This is a genomic window from Roseovarius sp. B08 (assembly GCF_051417955.1).
Classification (GTDB): Bacteria; Pseudomonadota; Alphaproteobacteria; order Rhodobacterales; family Rhodobacteraceae; genus Roseovarius.
Genome location: NZ_JBPRLW010000002.1, coordinates 225,128 through 239,837 on the forward strand (window position 1 = coordinate 225,128; position 14,710 = coordinate 239,837).

19 protein-coding genes and 1 pseudogene are annotated in these 14,710 nt (G+C 58.3%); 13 read left to right on the top strand and 7 right to left on the bottom strand.

All coding sequences use genetic code 11. The features are described from left to right. Nucleotides 1–590: 590 nt before the first annotated feature. From ACSQ76_RS22410 to ACSQ76_RS22430, 5 genes and pseudogenes are all read right to left on the bottom strand, one after another. A pseudogene (locus ACSQ76_RS22410) lies at nt 591–656 on the bottom strand (ubiquinol-cytochrome c reductase iron-sulfur subunit N-terminal domain-containing protein); the annotation flags it as partial. A 131-nt stretch (nt 657–787) separates the two neighbouring features. Beyond that, nucleotides 788–1,132, bottom strand: coding sequence for a hypothetical protein (locus ACSQ76_RS22415; RefSeq protein WP_437158390.1), 345 nt, complete (start codon nt 1,130–1,132; stop codon nt 788–790). A 95-nt stretch (nt 1,133–1,227) separates the two neighbouring features. Continuing rightward, complete coding sequence (locus tag ACSQ76_RS22420; protein ID WP_437158391.1) at nt 1,228–1,860, bottom strand: RNA polymerase sigma factor; 633 nt, start codon at nt 1,858–1,860, stop codon at nt 1,228–1,230. 129 nt (nt 1,861–1,989) lie between these two features. Beyond that, nucleotides 1,990–2,415: a DMT family transporter gene (locus tag ACSQ76_RS22425; RefSeq protein WP_437158480.1), complete on the bottom strand. Its 426-nt coding sequence runs from the start codon at nt 2,413–2,415 to the stop codon at nt 1,990–1,992. Next, complete coding sequence (locus ACSQ76_RS22430; RefSeq protein ID WP_437158392.1) at nt 2,416–2,880, bottom strand: DMT family transporter; 465 nt, start codon at nt 2,878–2,880, stop codon at nt 2,416–2,418. Nucleotides 2,881–3,083: 203 nt separating this feature from the next. On the opposite strand from ACSQ76_RS22430, the gene ACSQ76_RS22435 reads away from it, so the two are divergent. From ACSQ76_RS22435 to ACSQ76_RS22445, 3 genes are all read left to right on the top strand, one after another. Beyond that, nucleotides 3,084–3,362, top strand: coding sequence for a hypothetical protein (locus ACSQ76_RS22435; RefSeq protein ID WP_437158393.1), 279 nt, complete (start codon nt 3,084–3,086; stop codon nt 3,360–3,362). A 459-nt stretch (nt 3,363–3,821) separates the two neighbouring features. Then, nucleotides 3,822–4,184, top strand: coding sequence for a YncE family protein (locus ACSQ76_RS22440; RefSeq protein ID WP_437158394.1), 363 nt, complete (start codon nt 3,822–3,824; stop codon nt 4,182–4,184). A gap of 49 nt (nt 4,185–4,233) precedes the next feature. Further along, nucleotides 4,234–4,512: a YncE family protein gene (locus ACSQ76_RS22445; protein ID WP_437158395.1), complete on the top strand. Its 279-nt coding sequence runs from the start codon at nt 4,234–4,236 to the stop codon at nt 4,510–4,512. A gap of 303 nt (nt 4,513–4,815) precedes the next feature. Here the strand turns inward: ACSQ76_RS22445 and ACSQ76_RS22450 are convergent, their stop codons facing one another. Then, nucleotides 4,816–5,091, bottom strand: a complete 276-nt coding sequence (locus tag ACSQ76_RS22450; protein WP_437158396.1) for a hypothetical protein — start codon at nt 5,089–5,091, stop codon at nt 4,816–4,818. Between the two features lie 166 nt (nt 5,092–5,257). Between ACSQ76_RS22450 and ACSQ76_RS22455 the strand changes: the two genes are divergently transcribed. The 9 genes from ACSQ76_RS22455 to ACSQ76_RS22495 all read left to right on the top strand — a co-directional run bounded on the left by ACSQ76_RS22455 (nt 5,258) and on the right by ACSQ76_RS22495 (nt 11,784). Next, nucleotides 5,258–5,980 carry a response regulator gene (locus ACSQ76_RS22455; RefSeq protein ID WP_437158397.1) on the top strand — a complete coding sequence of 241 codons (723 nt, stop codon included), beginning with the start codon at nt 5,258–5,260 and terminating at the stop codon, nt 5,978–5,980. Continuing rightward, nucleotides 5,977–7,389: an ATP-binding protein gene (locus ACSQ76_RS22460; RefSeq protein WP_437158398.1), complete on the top strand. Its 1,413-nt coding sequence runs from the start codon at nt 5,977–5,979 to the stop codon at nt 7,387–7,389. The genes ACSQ76_RS22455 and ACSQ76_RS22460 overlap by 4 nt, the downstream gene beginning before the upstream one ends. After that, nucleotides 7,386–7,706: an SHOCT domain-containing protein gene (locus ACSQ76_RS22465; RefSeq protein WP_245890553.1), complete on the top strand. Its 321-nt coding sequence runs from the start codon at nt 7,386–7,388 to the stop codon at nt 7,704–7,706. Before ACSQ76_RS22460 ends, ACSQ76_RS22465 begins: the two co-directional genes overlap by 4 nt. Before the next feature lie 387 nt (nt 7,707–8,093). Continuing rightward, entirely contained in the window at nt 8,094–8,261 is a 168-nt protein-coding gene (locus tag ACSQ76_RS22470) for a hypothetical protein (RefSeq protein ID WP_437158399.1), read from the top strand. Nucleotides 8,262–8,334: 73 nt separating this feature from the next. Continuing rightward, nucleotides 8,335–8,670: a L,D-transpeptidase gene (locus ACSQ76_RS22475; RefSeq protein WP_437158400.1), complete on the top strand. Its 336-nt coding sequence runs from the start codon at nt 8,335–8,337 to the stop codon at nt 8,668–8,670. Nucleotides 8,671–8,682: 12 nt separating this feature from the next. Continuing rightward, nucleotides 8,683–9,141, top strand: coding sequence for a c-type cytochrome (locus ACSQ76_RS22480; RefSeq protein WP_437158401.1), 459 nt, complete (start codon nt 8,683–8,685; stop codon nt 9,139–9,141). A gap of 44 nt (nt 9,142–9,185) precedes the next feature. Next, entirely contained in the window at nt 9,186–10,577 is a 1,392-nt protein-coding gene (locus ACSQ76_RS22485) for a multicopper oxidase family protein (protein WP_437158402.1), read from the top strand. Nucleotides 10,578–10,636: 59 nt separating this feature from the next. Continuing rightward, nucleotides 10,637–11,056 carry a c-type cytochrome gene (locus ACSQ76_RS22490; RefSeq protein ID WP_425442947.1) on the top strand — a complete coding sequence of 140 codons (420 nt, stop codon included), beginning with the start codon at nt 10,637–10,639 and terminating at the stop codon, nt 11,054–11,056. Nucleotides 11,057–11,079: 23 nt separating this feature from the next. Then, on the top strand, nt 11,080–11,784 hold the full coding sequence (locus ACSQ76_RS22495; RefSeq protein WP_437158481.1) for a DsbA family protein: 705 nt from the start codon (nt 11,080–11,082) through the stop codon (nt 11,782–11,784). A 53-nt stretch (nt 11,785–11,837) separates the two neighbouring features. Here ACSQ76_RS22495 and ACSQ76_RS22500 read toward each other — a convergent pair whose 3' ends face one another. Then, nucleotides 11,838–12,044, bottom strand: a complete 207-nt coding sequence (locus ACSQ76_RS22500; RefSeq protein WP_437158403.1) for a heavy-metal-associated domain-containing protein — start codon at nt 12,042–12,044, stop codon at nt 11,838–11,840. Nucleotides 12,045–12,181: 137 nt separating this feature from the next. On the opposite strand from ACSQ76_RS22500, the gene ACSQ76_RS22505 reads away from it, so the two are divergent. Next, a complete protein-coding gene (locus ACSQ76_RS22505; protein ID WP_437158404.1) occupies nt 12,182–14,698 on the top strand; it encodes a heavy metal translocating P-type ATPase in 2,517 nt (838 codons plus the stop codon). Nucleotides 14,699–14,710: the final 12 nt, after the last annotated feature.

Here is a 14,710-nt window from a genome sequence, read left to right on the forward strand (position 1 = left end):
CCATCTTTTTCTCCTTCAATCCTGAATTCATATTGAAGACGCCTGCCACGTCATTCCATTACAGGGAAATCGGTGGATTTCGCGACCGATCCAGCAGGTCGCTTTGTTCCGCTTTTCAGCAACAAATCGGGCGCGAGGCTATAGGGCGGAATATCGAGATTTCGCGGTGCGGCATCTTTTCGAGTTCGGTCCGACTGATCGCAATGCGATCCGTGGCACGGGCCAAACCATCCGCCGAACCCTCAAACGCTAGAGCTATCCTGGCCGACCGGCACACACCCCAATTGGGTGCACACAACTATCACGACCACCCACCCACCTCCCTCGCCTGCCGACCTCTTTTGATCGCGCGCCGGCATCGCCCGATCTTTGTTGGAGTTATCCTCAATGGCATCAATCGGATCAACTAGCTCTTCGAGATCTGTCGCGCGCGCCCCGGAAATCACCTCCGGCGAACGCCGCCATATGAAGGCGGGCTTGCCTGCCCAGTCATCCGTGATCCTGCACCCTACCGCTACGTCCGTCAGATCGAGGATACTGGTCGATTGGCTGATGACATCTACCGAAGGGTTCATGGAATTGATCAGCGGTCAGACCGCAGCGGCCCTTGCTACTACTCCGGTGGCTGCAGCGGCATAGTAGAGAAAGTCTCGCCGACGGCTGCGTTTGGGACACCAATTGTCTGTTTTGAATTGGACATCTTGTTCCCCGTCGCTTGCTGTTGGTCGAGTTCACGACGGCCATTAGCCGCAGCGCTGTTCGGTTGGTTTTTGCTGCTATCAGGCCGCTACTTCAGTAGCTTTGAATTGCTGGTCTCATTTGAAACAACAGGAGACGGTCTTTCGGTATCTAGCAGCAGAACCACGAGTTCGGTCGCCATATCGCGACGTAATCCGGCAAGGAGGTAGGCGCAGTCCTTGGGTCCGAGGCCCAAAATTCTGGCCGCTTCAACCAGACTCTGGTCGTCACTTTCGATCCTCCGAAAGAGTTTTTGGGAAACCGGAGCATCGGCATGGTGCGAATGCGACGCGCATGCGCAGCCTATCCGGTGAACGAGACGAAACAACTCCGTTGAGGAGGCAAGGCGCTCATGGATTGCCTGATCCGATATATTTTCCTCTCCGCTGATCATTTTGGTGTCCCTGCCATGACGCCCAGACCTGGGCTTTCCCGTAAGTCGACGCTTCCTGGCGGAATCCATTACAAGCTGGGCCTATTCACCTAGCATCAGTTCGATGCGTCCTTGGGAGCACAGTGGGTCTCATCTTCGGGGTTTTCGCAGCCGATCGGAGGGCAGTAGCAGTCATCCCAACCTGTCTTGCAGCACTTGCCACAATGACCCGTCAGCGCATCGCGCAAGGCCGCGCGGGCACGATGCAGACGCACGCCAAGCGCGTTGCGGGTCAGGCCCATGTCGACGGCGACCGCGGCACGGTCCTCCTCTGCGAAGTCGACCCGACGAATCAATTCTGCATCTGCTGCCCGCAGCGCCGGGACCAGACCACCCAGGCAACGGCAAAATTGCGCCATCTGTGCGGGGGCATCATCAGCCAATGCCTCGGGTTCTCTGCCATACGCTTCGGCGAGGCGCCCCCGGCGAGCCAACTTACGGAAATGATCGTTCATCGTCGATCGCAAGATGGCATAGAGCCAGGAATCCATTCGCTCCACATCTCGCAGCTGGTCTTTGCGCGTCAGCACCCGAACGCAGAATTCCTGCAAAACATCGTCCGCATCCGCCTTGTTGCCCAAGCGGCGCACCAGAAATCCCATAAAGGCTTGCCGACCCTCTGAAAGCGCGATCTCGGCGGGGTCGCGGTCTTGGGCGGGTTCCCGTGTTTTTTTGTCTGGCTCCGTCATATCTCATCCCTCCATTTCATTGAGATGTGAGCACATTGCATTAAAATCGAAATAACGCGGCGCCCAAATTCGTTCATCGAAGGTGACGGATGAACGACCGGTTCTCGTTTGCTTCGCAAGATTGCGTCTTCAAACCTCATTGAGTGTCCGTTCCTTTCCGCGGTGAACCATCGCTATTCCCAAAAATATCATAGCGATACCTACAATTTGTAAGACAGAGAGCCACTCGCCATAGACAACGATGCCCAAGGTCAGTCCGAAAACCGGAATAAGAAAACTGAAGGCATTGGCCCGATTCAATGGGACTGTTTCAAGCGCTGAGAACCACAGCCAATAGACAAGTGCCGATCCTGCCATGGCCAGGACGAGAAGCGACGCGATGAATGCGGGCGCCCAGTTAATTGTAGTTGGCTCCTCCATGGACATCGCCGCAATGACGAGTGGTACGCTGCCTAACAGCATCTGCTCTCCCATTGCCGAAAGGCTGTCCACCTTTCCTGCAATGGATTTTATCAGGACGTTGCTAAACGTAACGCCAGCGGCTGCAAGAATGATTTACAAAACGCCTATAACATAACTCTCGTTTCCATCATCCAGAAAATCGGGCAGAGCAATTAGCACGATCCCTGCAAATCCGGCAAACAAGCCTATGCTACCAATCAAGGACAGCTTTTCCCCAAGCCAGAACGCCGCGAGGACAGCTGCCAGAAGAGGTTGCGTATTCGCTATTACCGTCGCAAGGCCCGGTGAGACAAACTCCGCCGCATGAAACATCCCAAGAAAGCCAAGACTCGTCGCACCGAAGCCAACTCCCGCTAGCGTCAACCGAACCCGGTGCCCTCGCGGAAATGGTCGCCCTAAGATCAGCGCCAAAACTGTGAGCACGCCGCCTGCGAGGAGCGCCCTCATGGCGGCAAAAGTTAGATGAGGCGAGTATTTGAGCCCGACCACGATGACCGGAAAGCACAAGGCCCAGAGCACCATCGCAAGGACAATCTTCAGGGCCGCTACTGGTGTCATAGGCAGTCCTTTCATCGAACCGGCTCACGTTCATCCTGTCTAGGATCGACAGGATCAAGCGTCAGATACCGAGGGAATCTGTCACCAAATGTAACCAGGTCGGCTTTTGCGACAGACTGTTACACGACAGCGCCGGGAGCCTGTTGCAAGACACGTCGCATTTGCCACTTTGGTCCTGCAACCCGTCAAAATGGAGGCTTTCAATGAAACGTAAGACCACGCTCATTCTCGCAACCGCATTTGCTACGGCTCTCGGCGGCGCAGCGCTCGCGGACACGGGATATATAACCGGGCATCATGATCTGCCCGACCGCGATAATAACATCCACATGAACGATACGATGAGCGGCCATTTCGATCACGCCGATCAAAACAAGGACGGCAAGGTCACGCGCGCGGAGATGGAGGCCCATATGCAGGCTGCATCAGAGTTCAAGAGCATGTTCGAAGAGCGCCTTGGCAATCCGCAGCGAGGCCAATGAGGCTATAAAGCAGGCGCTCTTGCTGACTAAGGAAAGTCAAATTCTCTGTAGCTAGAATACGACTGTGGCGCTCAAAGTGCGCCGCAGTCAGATTAAGTTTCGTAACGGCTATGGCTTTCCTTTCATCCGTGCTTCGCCTCGCGATAGAGAACGCACAGTCGACGCAGTTCATCGATTCCGGTTCGGGTAGCGTCGGAAATCAACACGGAAACCCATGCGCAAACAAGGAGCGACCCTATGAGAATGCCGTTACTGGCAATCGGTGCACTAGTACTCACTAGCAGCGCTGCAATAGCCGATGTGTAAAATCCGGAAGGAGAACTCGCAACAGTACTTCATCTAAATGAAGCCTTTGAGGTTGTTGGCCGCATCGAGGGTCTCGACAACGTTCACGGACTGGCAGGCGCAACAAACCGCGGCATCCTGGCTGCCGGTAGTCTTACGGAAACCGAAGTCGGCATGGTGCCCAAGCCTTCCGAAGTTTCTGAGGAGGATCACGTAGCTAACCATGGAAGCAGAGAAGATGCCGGCCCGGCCACTTCGAGTCTGGTCACCTTGGTCGACGCGGACAGTCATGAAATCCTGCGTCGCATCGAAGTTCCCGGCATCATTCACTATGTCGGGGTTTCGTCGGACGAACGCTTCGCCGCGGTGACGCATCCTGGACTCGATGCTGTTTCGCTGATCGACCTGGAACGCGGTGAGGTTACTGCGATCGTCGCCACGGGGCCGATCCCGGAATATGTAATCGCCGAGCCAAAGAGGGGCTATTTCTTCGTTTCCAACGCCGGGAATGACGCGATCAGCGAACTCGATCGCTGAAGACGGGATTGTTACGCGCAACTTCAAACTGCAAGGTCCACCCAAGCACATGGTGCTGGATGCCGAGGCCCGTCAATTGATTGTCAGCGAGTCTGACGTCGGCAAGGTTTCAATTGATAATGCCGACAGTGGTGAAACTCTTGATTCGTTTGAACTTGGAGGAAACCTGCACGGCGTTGCAGCGGATAAAGATGCAATCTGGTCGAGTGCACGCGAGCGTAACCTTGTGGTACGCATTGACCGCGCAACAGGTGAGCGCGTGGGAATCAATTCGTTCAAATACCATAGGTTCTGGCGATTTCAGCCAAAGCGGACACTGCAGTTTTAGGTCCACCGCTATGCAAGATTACTGACAAAGCAGTTGAGCTGATTAGTTAGTGCCAAATCAGCATAAGCAACGCTGCGGTGTGTACAACAGCCCTGCTGGCAATCTAGGCTGAAACAAAGCACCACGCCGTTCCGGAAATAAGGGCCGTGACGGCGTGGCCAATTTAGTCAACTCTGAAAAACTTGTAGCGGCTCAGCTGCTTGAGATAGCTTCCTTCAATCAAAAGCTAAGCCTGCGAGAGCAGAATTCGATCACGCTCTCGTTCAGCAAGCCACCCTGACCTTTTGTGAGAGTTCTTCACAACTAAAAACCTGGATTAACAAACTCCCCGAGCAAAGCGTTTCGCTTGAACCATTTGTCACGTTCATCGTGGGCTTCAACCTCCTCGCGCGACGCCATGCCGTCCTGATTGCGGTCTATGTGCCGAAAGTGGTCTTTCATTGTATCTCCCGAATGGGTGGCATCACCTCGCTTGGGCAGTTCGTGATGCCCGGTACCGTAGCCGTTGTCTGCCAAGACAACACCACCACCAGACACAGCGACGGTTGTACAAAAAATCAGTGCCAGTTTACGTCTCATTCACTTTCTCCTTTTCTCCTACATGAATTGTTCGCCGATGAAGTATGACTTGGGTTTGGAACGCTGCTAACGGCACGTGTGTATCAATCTGTCGCAAAGTGCGGCTTTGTTACATTAAGTGACAAATTTTCTCGGCAACGATCCTTCCATCGCTTAGGTACAAAAGATGACAAAATCTCCGCACATACTTCTGGTCGATGACAGCGCCGAAATTCGCAAAGCGGTTGCGCGATACCTGGAAAAGAATGACATGCGCGTGACGACGGCGGTCGACGCTTCCCAGATGGATAGTCTACTCAAGATTGGCCGCTATGACCTTATTGTTCTCGACGTGATGTTGCCAGGCGAAGACGGGATATCGGTCTGTCGTCGTCTGTCCACCACAGGGCTGGCCCCAATCCTCATGTTGACAGCGCTTGGCGAGGAAATGGACCGCATCATCGGCCTCGAAGTCGGTGCGGATGACTATTTGCCCAAGCCCTTCAATCCTCGCGAGCTACTGGCGCGGATAAAGGCAATTCTGCGCCGCGCGCAGAAACCGGAAGCGCTCGCCGGGAGTCTTACGGGCAGCAGGGTCAGGTTCGCGGACTGGACGCTCGAAACCGATACGCGCCGCCTTTTCGCAGAGGATGGCCGCGAGGACGTACTGACGACATCAGAATTCAAACTTCTGACGATCTTGCTCGAGCGCCCGCGTATCGTGATGAGCCGAGAACAGCTTTTTGATCTGACAGTCGGACGAACACCGGCCGCTTTCGACCGGACGATTGACAACCAGATCAGCCGCCTCAGGCGGAAGATCGAGTACAACCCAGGTCGTCCGAAGATCATCACAACGGTTCGAAACGGGGGCTATTGCCTTTCAACGGATGTCGAGGTGCAGCAGTGATCCGCAAGCGCCTCGATAATCTACGCGTCCAGCTTCTTTTGCTCATCATCGGTAGTCTCGCCGTCGCTCAGGCGATTAGCATTTGGCTGTTCGTGGACGAGCGCAGTCTCGCCGTGCGTGCTGCTATAGGGGCAGAAGCGGCCGGGCGCGCGGCGAATGTGACCCTGCTACTCGAACAGGCTCCAACGGACTTGCGAGCTTCCATTCTTCGAGCCGCAGACTCGCCGCTGGCACGGTTTCGGATCGACTCGCAGGCGGCTGTTGATCATCTTGATCACCGCGCCGGAGGAGCTGTCGAAGCGCGCGTCAGGTCATTGTTTAGCCCTGAAGACAGTCGCGAAATCCGAGTAGAATTGCATGAGTTTGAGCGCGCATTCCCACCAATGAGTTCAGTGTCGCCGCAAATAGTCGCAGAGCACAAGCAGATGATGCATGACAAGATCTCAGGGCTTGAATTAACATTATCTATCGCTCTCGAAGATGGCACATGGCTGAATGTCGATACGCGCTTTCAGCGACCGCCGCTACAGTGGCCAATCTTTTCTGCGGTGAGTTTTGGTTTCACGGCGGCGTTCCTAATCGGTGTTGCTTGCTGGTACTTGCTTGCTCGCCTTACCTGGCCGTTAAGGCGCTTGGCGCAAGCCGCAGAGAGGCTCGGTAGGGGAGAGGAAAACAAACCACTTCCAGTCGCGGGGCCAAACGAAGTCAGAGAACTGACGGATACCTTCAATCACATGCAGGAGCGACTGGTACGCACGGTTGCTGACAAGACGCGTATAATGGCCGCTCTGGGTCACGATTTGCGTTCGCCACTGACCGCTTTGCGGGTTCACGCCGAGATGGTGGAGGAGGAAGAGACGCGCGACGCCTTGGTGAAATCCATCGAGGAAATGCAGGATATGGTCGAGCGCACACTGGCTTTCGCTCGGGGCATGGCAATAAGTGAACCTCCTGAAACAATAGAATTGGGCGAATTTCTCACTGAGCTGAAGAGTGACATGCTCAACGCATTCCGACTCGAAACGGACACACCGCTTCAGATGAGGCTTCGGCCTCAATCCATGCGCCGAGCTTTGCGGAACGTCATTGAGAATGCAGTACGTTACGGCGACGAGGTCGAGGTCACGTATAGCCGCGAGTATGACAGGGCATCAATCTGGGTTCGTGATCATGGTCCCGGCATCCCGGAGACGCAGCTAGAAGAGGTTTTCGAACCATTTTTTCGGGTCGAGACGTCACGCTCACGCGAGACGGGTGGCACCGGTCTCGGCCTGTCAATCGCACGCACCATCCTGCGCTCGCATGGCGGCGATATAACTTTGCAGAACCACCCGGACGGCGGGCTTCTTGCGCGACTCGATTTGCCGTTTTCACAAAGTTCCAACCAGCAAGAAAAGACAGTATCATGAATGCCTATATGACGGTCAAATCCAGCGTAATCGCTCTGTTTGCGGGCACAGTCTCGGCCCTCGCGGATCCAGGCGGCATTGCTGATAACACCTTTGGACACATGATGTGGGGAGATGGTCATGGTTGGTGGGGAGGTTTCGGCATGATCCTTTTCTGGGGGGTGATTATCGCGGTTACCGTATTCTTCTTCCGTATGCTCACCAGCAACCGTTTGGGCGAAACTCGCGATGCGATGGAGATCCTCAAGGAACGCTATGCACGCGGTGAGATCGACGAAGATGAGTTTCGGCGCCGCAAGCAAGAACTCCAAGGCTAAGCCATCATGCCCTTTCCCGCTTCGCCGAAATGACCTCCCAGACATCATGCCAAAGGCGCGAGTATGAACGTGTTGCTCGAGAAGCCAACAGATACACGACCTGCCACAGCATAAAACAAAACCGGCGCAAGTGTGACCGCACAGCAGACTCATATCCCAAAGTTCATCATGTTACTTGAATTGGAAAGCTCTACTCGTGATTTGGCCATTTTCATAATGTCGAGGCCCCGTAATTCGAAACCCTGCTAAAGGCTTATCCTGCAGGGAGGTGAGCGATACAAACCGTTACGTATTTCACGGAGTTTTCATCCCGACCATTCTTGACCTTCCAGTGCGGGAAGGCGGTTCAAGAGTACCATTCAGGGATCGAATGCGCGGAGACGGACGATGGAAGACAAGACCCCCAGGGCAATAAAACGCCGAGGCTTTCTATTCTTTTCGGTTGGAGGGCTCGTTGCTCTTGCGGCACCATCGGTGTTGCGGGCCCAAGAGTTCGGACTCGGTTCGCCGGAATATTTCGTCATTCCGGTTGCATCGCTGGCAGGATCACTTTGACGCGCTCGGCAAAGGAATTCTGCTTTCCGATACCAACACCAGAGTTCTTCAGCACTGGACCGCGGATGGGGAGATGCGCATCTACCCCACATCGGTTCCTAAGGGCGACGAACTCACGCGGCGTGGCTATAGCGAGATCGTCTACAAGGACGATGCGCCGGATTTGGTGCCCACTCCGTCGATGCGCGAGCGCGATCCGTCTTTGCCGGTATATGTCGCCCCCGGCCCCGAGAACCCGCTGGGCGTGCGCGCCATGCATCTGACCTGGCAGTACTACCGCATCCATGGGACCGGCGACACGCGCAAGATCGGTCGCAAATCCTCCAGCGGCTGCATCGGTCTCTACAACGAAGATATCATCGAAGTGTTCGACAGGACTCCAATCGGCACCCAAGTCAAACTTATCTGAAGTAAGGATCAAATGAACAAGACAGTTCTAGCCATTCTGGCCTTCTTCGTGTTGGGCGGCGCAATAGTCTACTGGAAAATCGCGCAGCAACCCCAGCAGGGGATGGGCCATTCGGTGGTACCTCCCGACACCAGTGATCTGGAATCGGGCGCCCCCATGGTCGAAGTTTCGCTGCCGGCGGAGCTTTCGGACCAGGCGCAGATGGGCAAGCGGGCCTACGAGGCGAAATGTGCGGAATGTCACGGCAAGAACGCGGCAGGCCAGAACGAGGTCGCACCACCACTCGTGCACAAGATCTACGAACCGAACCACCATTCCGACATGGCGTTCGTGATGGCCGCGAAAAACGGTGTGCGCGCGCATCACTGGAATTTCGGAAACATGCCGCCGGTCGAAGGTTTGACTGATGGCGACGTCGAGTTGATCGCACGCTATGTACGTGAATTGCAGAGGGAGAACGGGATCAACTGAGCATTTCCTTCGGGCGTGTCCCGTGATCGAAACACAGGAAACCAATGCCGACGCGACGTGACTTTCTGATGCAGGGTGCGATGGCCACCGCGGCTTTCGCCTTACCGCGCCGATCGCTCGCAGCGGCTTCGGATGTCGAATTTCTCGAAGCCCAGCCGGCCAGCATCCAATTGGCGCCGGATGGCTATCCCGAGACCGAAATCTGGAGTTACGGCGGCGTGATGCCTGGACCTGAGATCCGGCTTGCGCAAGGCGCGCGCCTGCGCCGCCGCTTCGTGAACGAGCTGCCGCAGGCAAGTTCCGTCCACTGGCATGGCGTTCGCATCGACAACGCGATGGAGGGGGTTGCGGGCCTGACTCAGCCAGCGGTCGATCCGGGCCGGAACTTCGACTATGATTTCGTCGTGCCGGACGCCGGGACCTACTGGTATCACGCGCATAACCGCTCGACCGAGCAGGTGGCGCGCGGTCTTTACGGCGCGTTGATCGTCGAGGAACCCAGTCCGACGGACGTGGACCGCGAAGAAGTGCTAATACTCGATGATTGGCTGCTAAGCCCCGAGACCGCTCAGATCGACCCGGATTTCACCTCGCGCCACGACCGCAGCCATGCCGGGCGGCGCGGGAATTTCATCGTCAGCAACGGTCGGCATGACCTTGCCTTTGACGTGCGTCAGAACGAGCGGTTGCGCCTGCGCCTCGTGAATGCGGCCAATGCCCGGATTTTCGTGCTGGCACTCAAGGGCATGGAGGGCTGGACGGTTGCACTGGACGGTATGCCGCTGTCACAGACCCAGCCTCTGGCTGAGCCGCTGATCCTCGGCCCCGGCCAGCGGGCCGATGTGATCGCGGACGTGACAGCCGCGCCGGGCGAGACCGCGCACCTCGTGCGGATCGAGGATCAGGAGGGGGTCTCGCAGGCGGCGTTCCGCGTGACCGGGCGGGCCGCGGACAAGCGTCGTGAGGCACCTGAGGCGTTGCCTGCCAACCCGCGGATGGAAGTCACCGGCCTAGAAGATGCCAAGACAATACGGCTTCACATGCAGGGCGGCGCAATGGGCACGCTCGACAGCGCGTTTCTGAATGGCGAGAAGAAAAGCTTTCGTGAGTTGGTGGACGCCAACCAGTTCTGGTCTTTCAACGGGACAATCGGCATGAACGATACCCCGCTTGTCGATGTCGCGAATGGGGAAACGGTCAAGCTGCAGATCTACAACGAAACGTCCTTTCCTCACGCGATGCATCTGCATGCGCTGCATTTCCGCGAGATCAGCGAGGATGGCGGCCTAGGGCCCTTGCGCGACACGATCCTGATGTTCGGCGGCCAGACCCGCACGATCGGTTTCGTGGCCGACAATCCCGGCGATTGGCTGTTTCATTGCCACATGCTCAGCCACGCGGCCTCGGGCATGATGACCTGGATGAAGGTGACATGATGCGACGCTCGCTTGTCCTCTTTCTACTCGTGGTCGGCGCGGCTAGCGTTGGCGCCTGGATGATGGCGGGTAGTGGCACATCCGGCACCGCGACGTTGCGGCAGACGGTCGATCTGGCCGAGGGCGAAAAACTCTACCAGGAGTATTGCGCCTCTTGCCACGGCGCCGATCTCGAGGGACAGGTCGGATGGCGCTCGGCCGGAGAGGATGGCATCCTGCCCGCACCCCCGCATGACGAAACCGGTCACACCTGGCATCATCCTGATAGTGTTCTGTTCGACTATACCAAGCTCGGCGGAAAGAAGACTCTCGCGAAGCAGGGTGTGGATTTCCAAAGCGGCATGCCCGGTTTCGGTGACGAGCTGACCGATGCGCAGATATGGAACATCCTCGCCTTCATCAAATCCACATGGCCCGACCGTCAGAGAGAGGTCCAGGCCGCCCGCAGCGAGGCAGAACAGCAGAAACGAGGAAACTGAAAATGATATCGCTTCGATTGGCAATGCTCGCCCTGAGTATCCTGTTGCCGTTTTCCGCATTTGCACAGGCCTTGAGCGAGGAACGCGTCAAGGAACTGGCCCTAGAAGCGATTCTGGAAAACCCCCAGATCATCATGGAAGCGGTGCAGCTTCTCGAACAGCAGGAAGCGACCGCGCAGGCAGAGGCCGCGGCGGACGTGCTCAAGGAACAACGCCAGCTCTTGGAAGAGGATCCGAACGCGCCGGTGCTGGGCAATCCTGATGGGGACGTCACTGTTGTGGAGTTTTTCGACTACAACTGTCCCTATTGCCGCAGTGCCATGTCGGAGGTTGAAGGTTTGATCGAGGCGGACCCGAATGTGCGGCTCGTCTTTCGCGAATGGCCGATACTCGGTGACGGGTCCGTCTTCGCCGCGAAAGCAGCCCTGGCGGCACGCAATCAGGACAAGTATGAAGAATTCCACTGGGCGCTTATGGGCATGGAGGAACGTGCGCAAGAGGCGTCTGTCCTGCGGATCGCCGAAGAAATCGGCCTTGACGTGGACCAGCTGCGTTCGGACATGGAAGCGCCGGAGGTCCAGGCGCACATCGACGAATCGATGCGGCTGGCGCAGGCGTTGGGTTTCAACGGCACACCGTCATTCGTGATCGGCGACAACCTGGTTCCCGGTTTGGTCGAACAAGACCAACTGGAAGCCTTGGTCGATGAGGCCCGCGAAAAGGAATGAACCTCATGCGACGATGGATAACTGGCGCCGGAATTGCCCGGTACCGGTGATCTTCAGGTCGTCGAAGCAGCAGTGACACCGTAACCGGCATTTCGGATCGCCTCCGTCAGGGCGTGCTCGTTCAGAACGCTATCAACCTCGACTTGCCGCGTACCCGTATCGCAGGTCACGGACGCTGTTGGGTCTATCGCCTTGATCGCCTTTTCGATCGTTGCGGTGCAATGGCCGCAACTCATATCCGGAACCTTGTAGCTGCGCATATCTGTTTTCTCCAGTTCTCGGCATTGGATGCTTACTTCCCGCATGGGAAGGTCAAGGGCGAAAAAATGTCTCGGCGCCGTTGACCTTCCAGCGGGGGGAACCATTAGCTATCCTGCAGGAGATGAGGGAGACGTTCATGCCGAGCTCAAGAGAGTTGCGTTTTTCTGTTCAGAACATGTCTTGCGCGTCCTGCGTCGGCCGAGTCGAGCGTGCGCTTTTAGCATTGCCCGGAATCGACGAAGTGAACGTGAACCTCGCCGCCGAAACGGCGCAGGTCCGGATCGACTCGGATGCCCGGATCCCCGAGGTGATCGGGGCGCTGGACAATGCCGGCTATCCCGCCCGCACTCAGACCGTGCGCCTGAACGTCTCGTCCATGTCCTGCGCCTCCTGCGTGGGACGGGTGGACAAGGCGCTGGCGGTGGTGCCGGGCGTGCTCGACGTGGACGTGAACCTCGCGTCGGAAACCGCGACCGTGACCTATCCCGAAGGCGTTGTCGATCCGGCTGACCTGTTGCAGGCCGCCGAGGCGGCGGGCTACCCGGCCGAGTTGATCGAAGATGCTGCAGAGGATCGCGGCGCGCGCAAGGACGCCGAGGCTCATGCGCTCGCCCGCAGGACCGTTTTCGCGGCGGCACTGGCCCTGCCTGTCTTCCTGCTCGAGATGGGAGCGCATCTCGTGCCGGGCATGCACGAGATGATCGGGCGCACCATCGGCTATCAGGCCAGCTGGATGATCCAGTTCATGCTGACGACCGTGGTGCTGTTCTGGCCCGGACGCCATTTCTACACCAAGGGGTTTCCGGCCCTGTTCAAAGGGGCGCCCGACATGAACAGCCTTGTCGCGGTGGGGAGCGGGGCCGCGTATGTCTATTCTATCACCGCGCTTTTCGCGCCCACCGTGCTGCCCGAGGCGGCGCGTGCCGTTTATTTCGAGGCCGCAGCGGTTATCGTCGTGCTAATCCTTCTGGGCCGCTGGATGGAAGCGCGCGCCAGGGGCCGCACGGGGGCCGCGATCCAGAAACTGCTGGGCCTTCAAGCCCGCACGGCGCGGGTTCTGGTGGACGGCGAGGCACGGGACGTGGCGATCGAGCGCATCCGCGTCGGCGACATCCTCGTCGTCCGGCCGGGCGAGCGCATCGCGGTGGACGGTGAATTGACCCAAGGCAGCGCGCATGTCGACGAGAGCATGATCACCGGCGAGCCGGTGCCCGTGGCGAAGTCCGAGGGCGATCCCGTCACCGGCGGCACGGTGAACGGCAGCGGCAGCTTCCGCTTCCGCGCGACCCGCGTGGGGGCGGACACGACGCTGGCGCAGATCATCCGCATGGTCGAGGAAGCTCAGGGCGCCAAGCTGCCGATCCAAGGCATGGTGGACCGGATCACGCTCTGGTTTGTACCGGCGGTTATGGCATTGGCCGCGCTGACCGTTCTGATCTGGCTGCTGATCGGACCGGCGCCCGTGCTGTCCTACGCGCTCGTTGCAGGCGTTTCGGTGCTGATCATCGCCTGTCCTTGCGCGATGGGGCTGGCCACGCCCACCTCCATCATGGTTGGCACAGGACGCGCGGCCGAGATGGGTGTCCTCTTCCGCAAGGGCGACGCTTTGCAACAGCTGACGGGCGTGGACATGGTCGCGCTCGACAAGACCGGCACCGTGACCGAGGGCCGCCCCGAACTAACCGACCTCGTTCTGGCCGACGGATCTGAGCGGGCCGAGGTTCTGGCGCTAGTCGCGGCTGTCGAGGCGCAGTCCGAACATCCCATTGCCGAGGCAATCATGCGCGCGGCGCAGGCCGAGGGCGTGGCGCGTCACGCGGTCGAGGGGTTTGACTCGATCACCGGCTACGGCGTGCGCGCCAAGGTCGCGGGGCACGACGTGATTGTCGGCGCGGATCGCCTCATGACCCGCGAGGAACTGAGCATCGAGGCGCTGGCCGATACCGAGCGCCGGCTCACGGAGCAGGGCCGGACGGCCCTTTTCGCGGCCGTGGATGGAAAGGTCACGGCGGTTATCGGCGTGGCCGACCCGGTGAAGCCCTCCAGCGGCGCCGCCATCGAGGCGCTGCATGGTCTCGGGCTGAAGGTCGCGATGATCACCGGCGACAAGCGCGAAACGGCCGAGGCCATCGCGCGGGAGATCGGCATCGACCACGTGATCGCGGGTGTCCTGCCCGATGGCAAGGTGGCGGCGCTGGATGAACTGCAGCAAGGCGGCCAACAGATCGCCTTCGTTGGGGACGGCATCAACGACGCGCCCGCGCTGGCGCATGCGGATGTGGGCATCGCCATTGGCACCGGCACCGATGTTGCCATCGAATCTGCCGATGTCGTGCTGATGTCGGGTGATTTGCGCGGCGTAGTGAACGCGCTCAATGTGTCCGGGCGGACCATGCGCAACATCCGCCAGAACCTGTTCTGGGCCTTCGGCTACAATGTCGCGCTGATCCCGGTGGCGGCAGGTGTGCTCTACCCGGCCTTCGGGCTTTTGCTGTCGCCGGTGCTGGCCGCCGGGGCAATGGCGTTGAGCTCAGTTTTTGTGCTGACTAACGCGTTGCGCTTGCGCCGGATCCGCCCGGCCATGGATGAAGCCAGCAGCTTGAAATCTGAAGGGGCGGACTCTCTGTCCCCTGCCCCTGTCGCTGCTCAATAAGGAGGATCATGC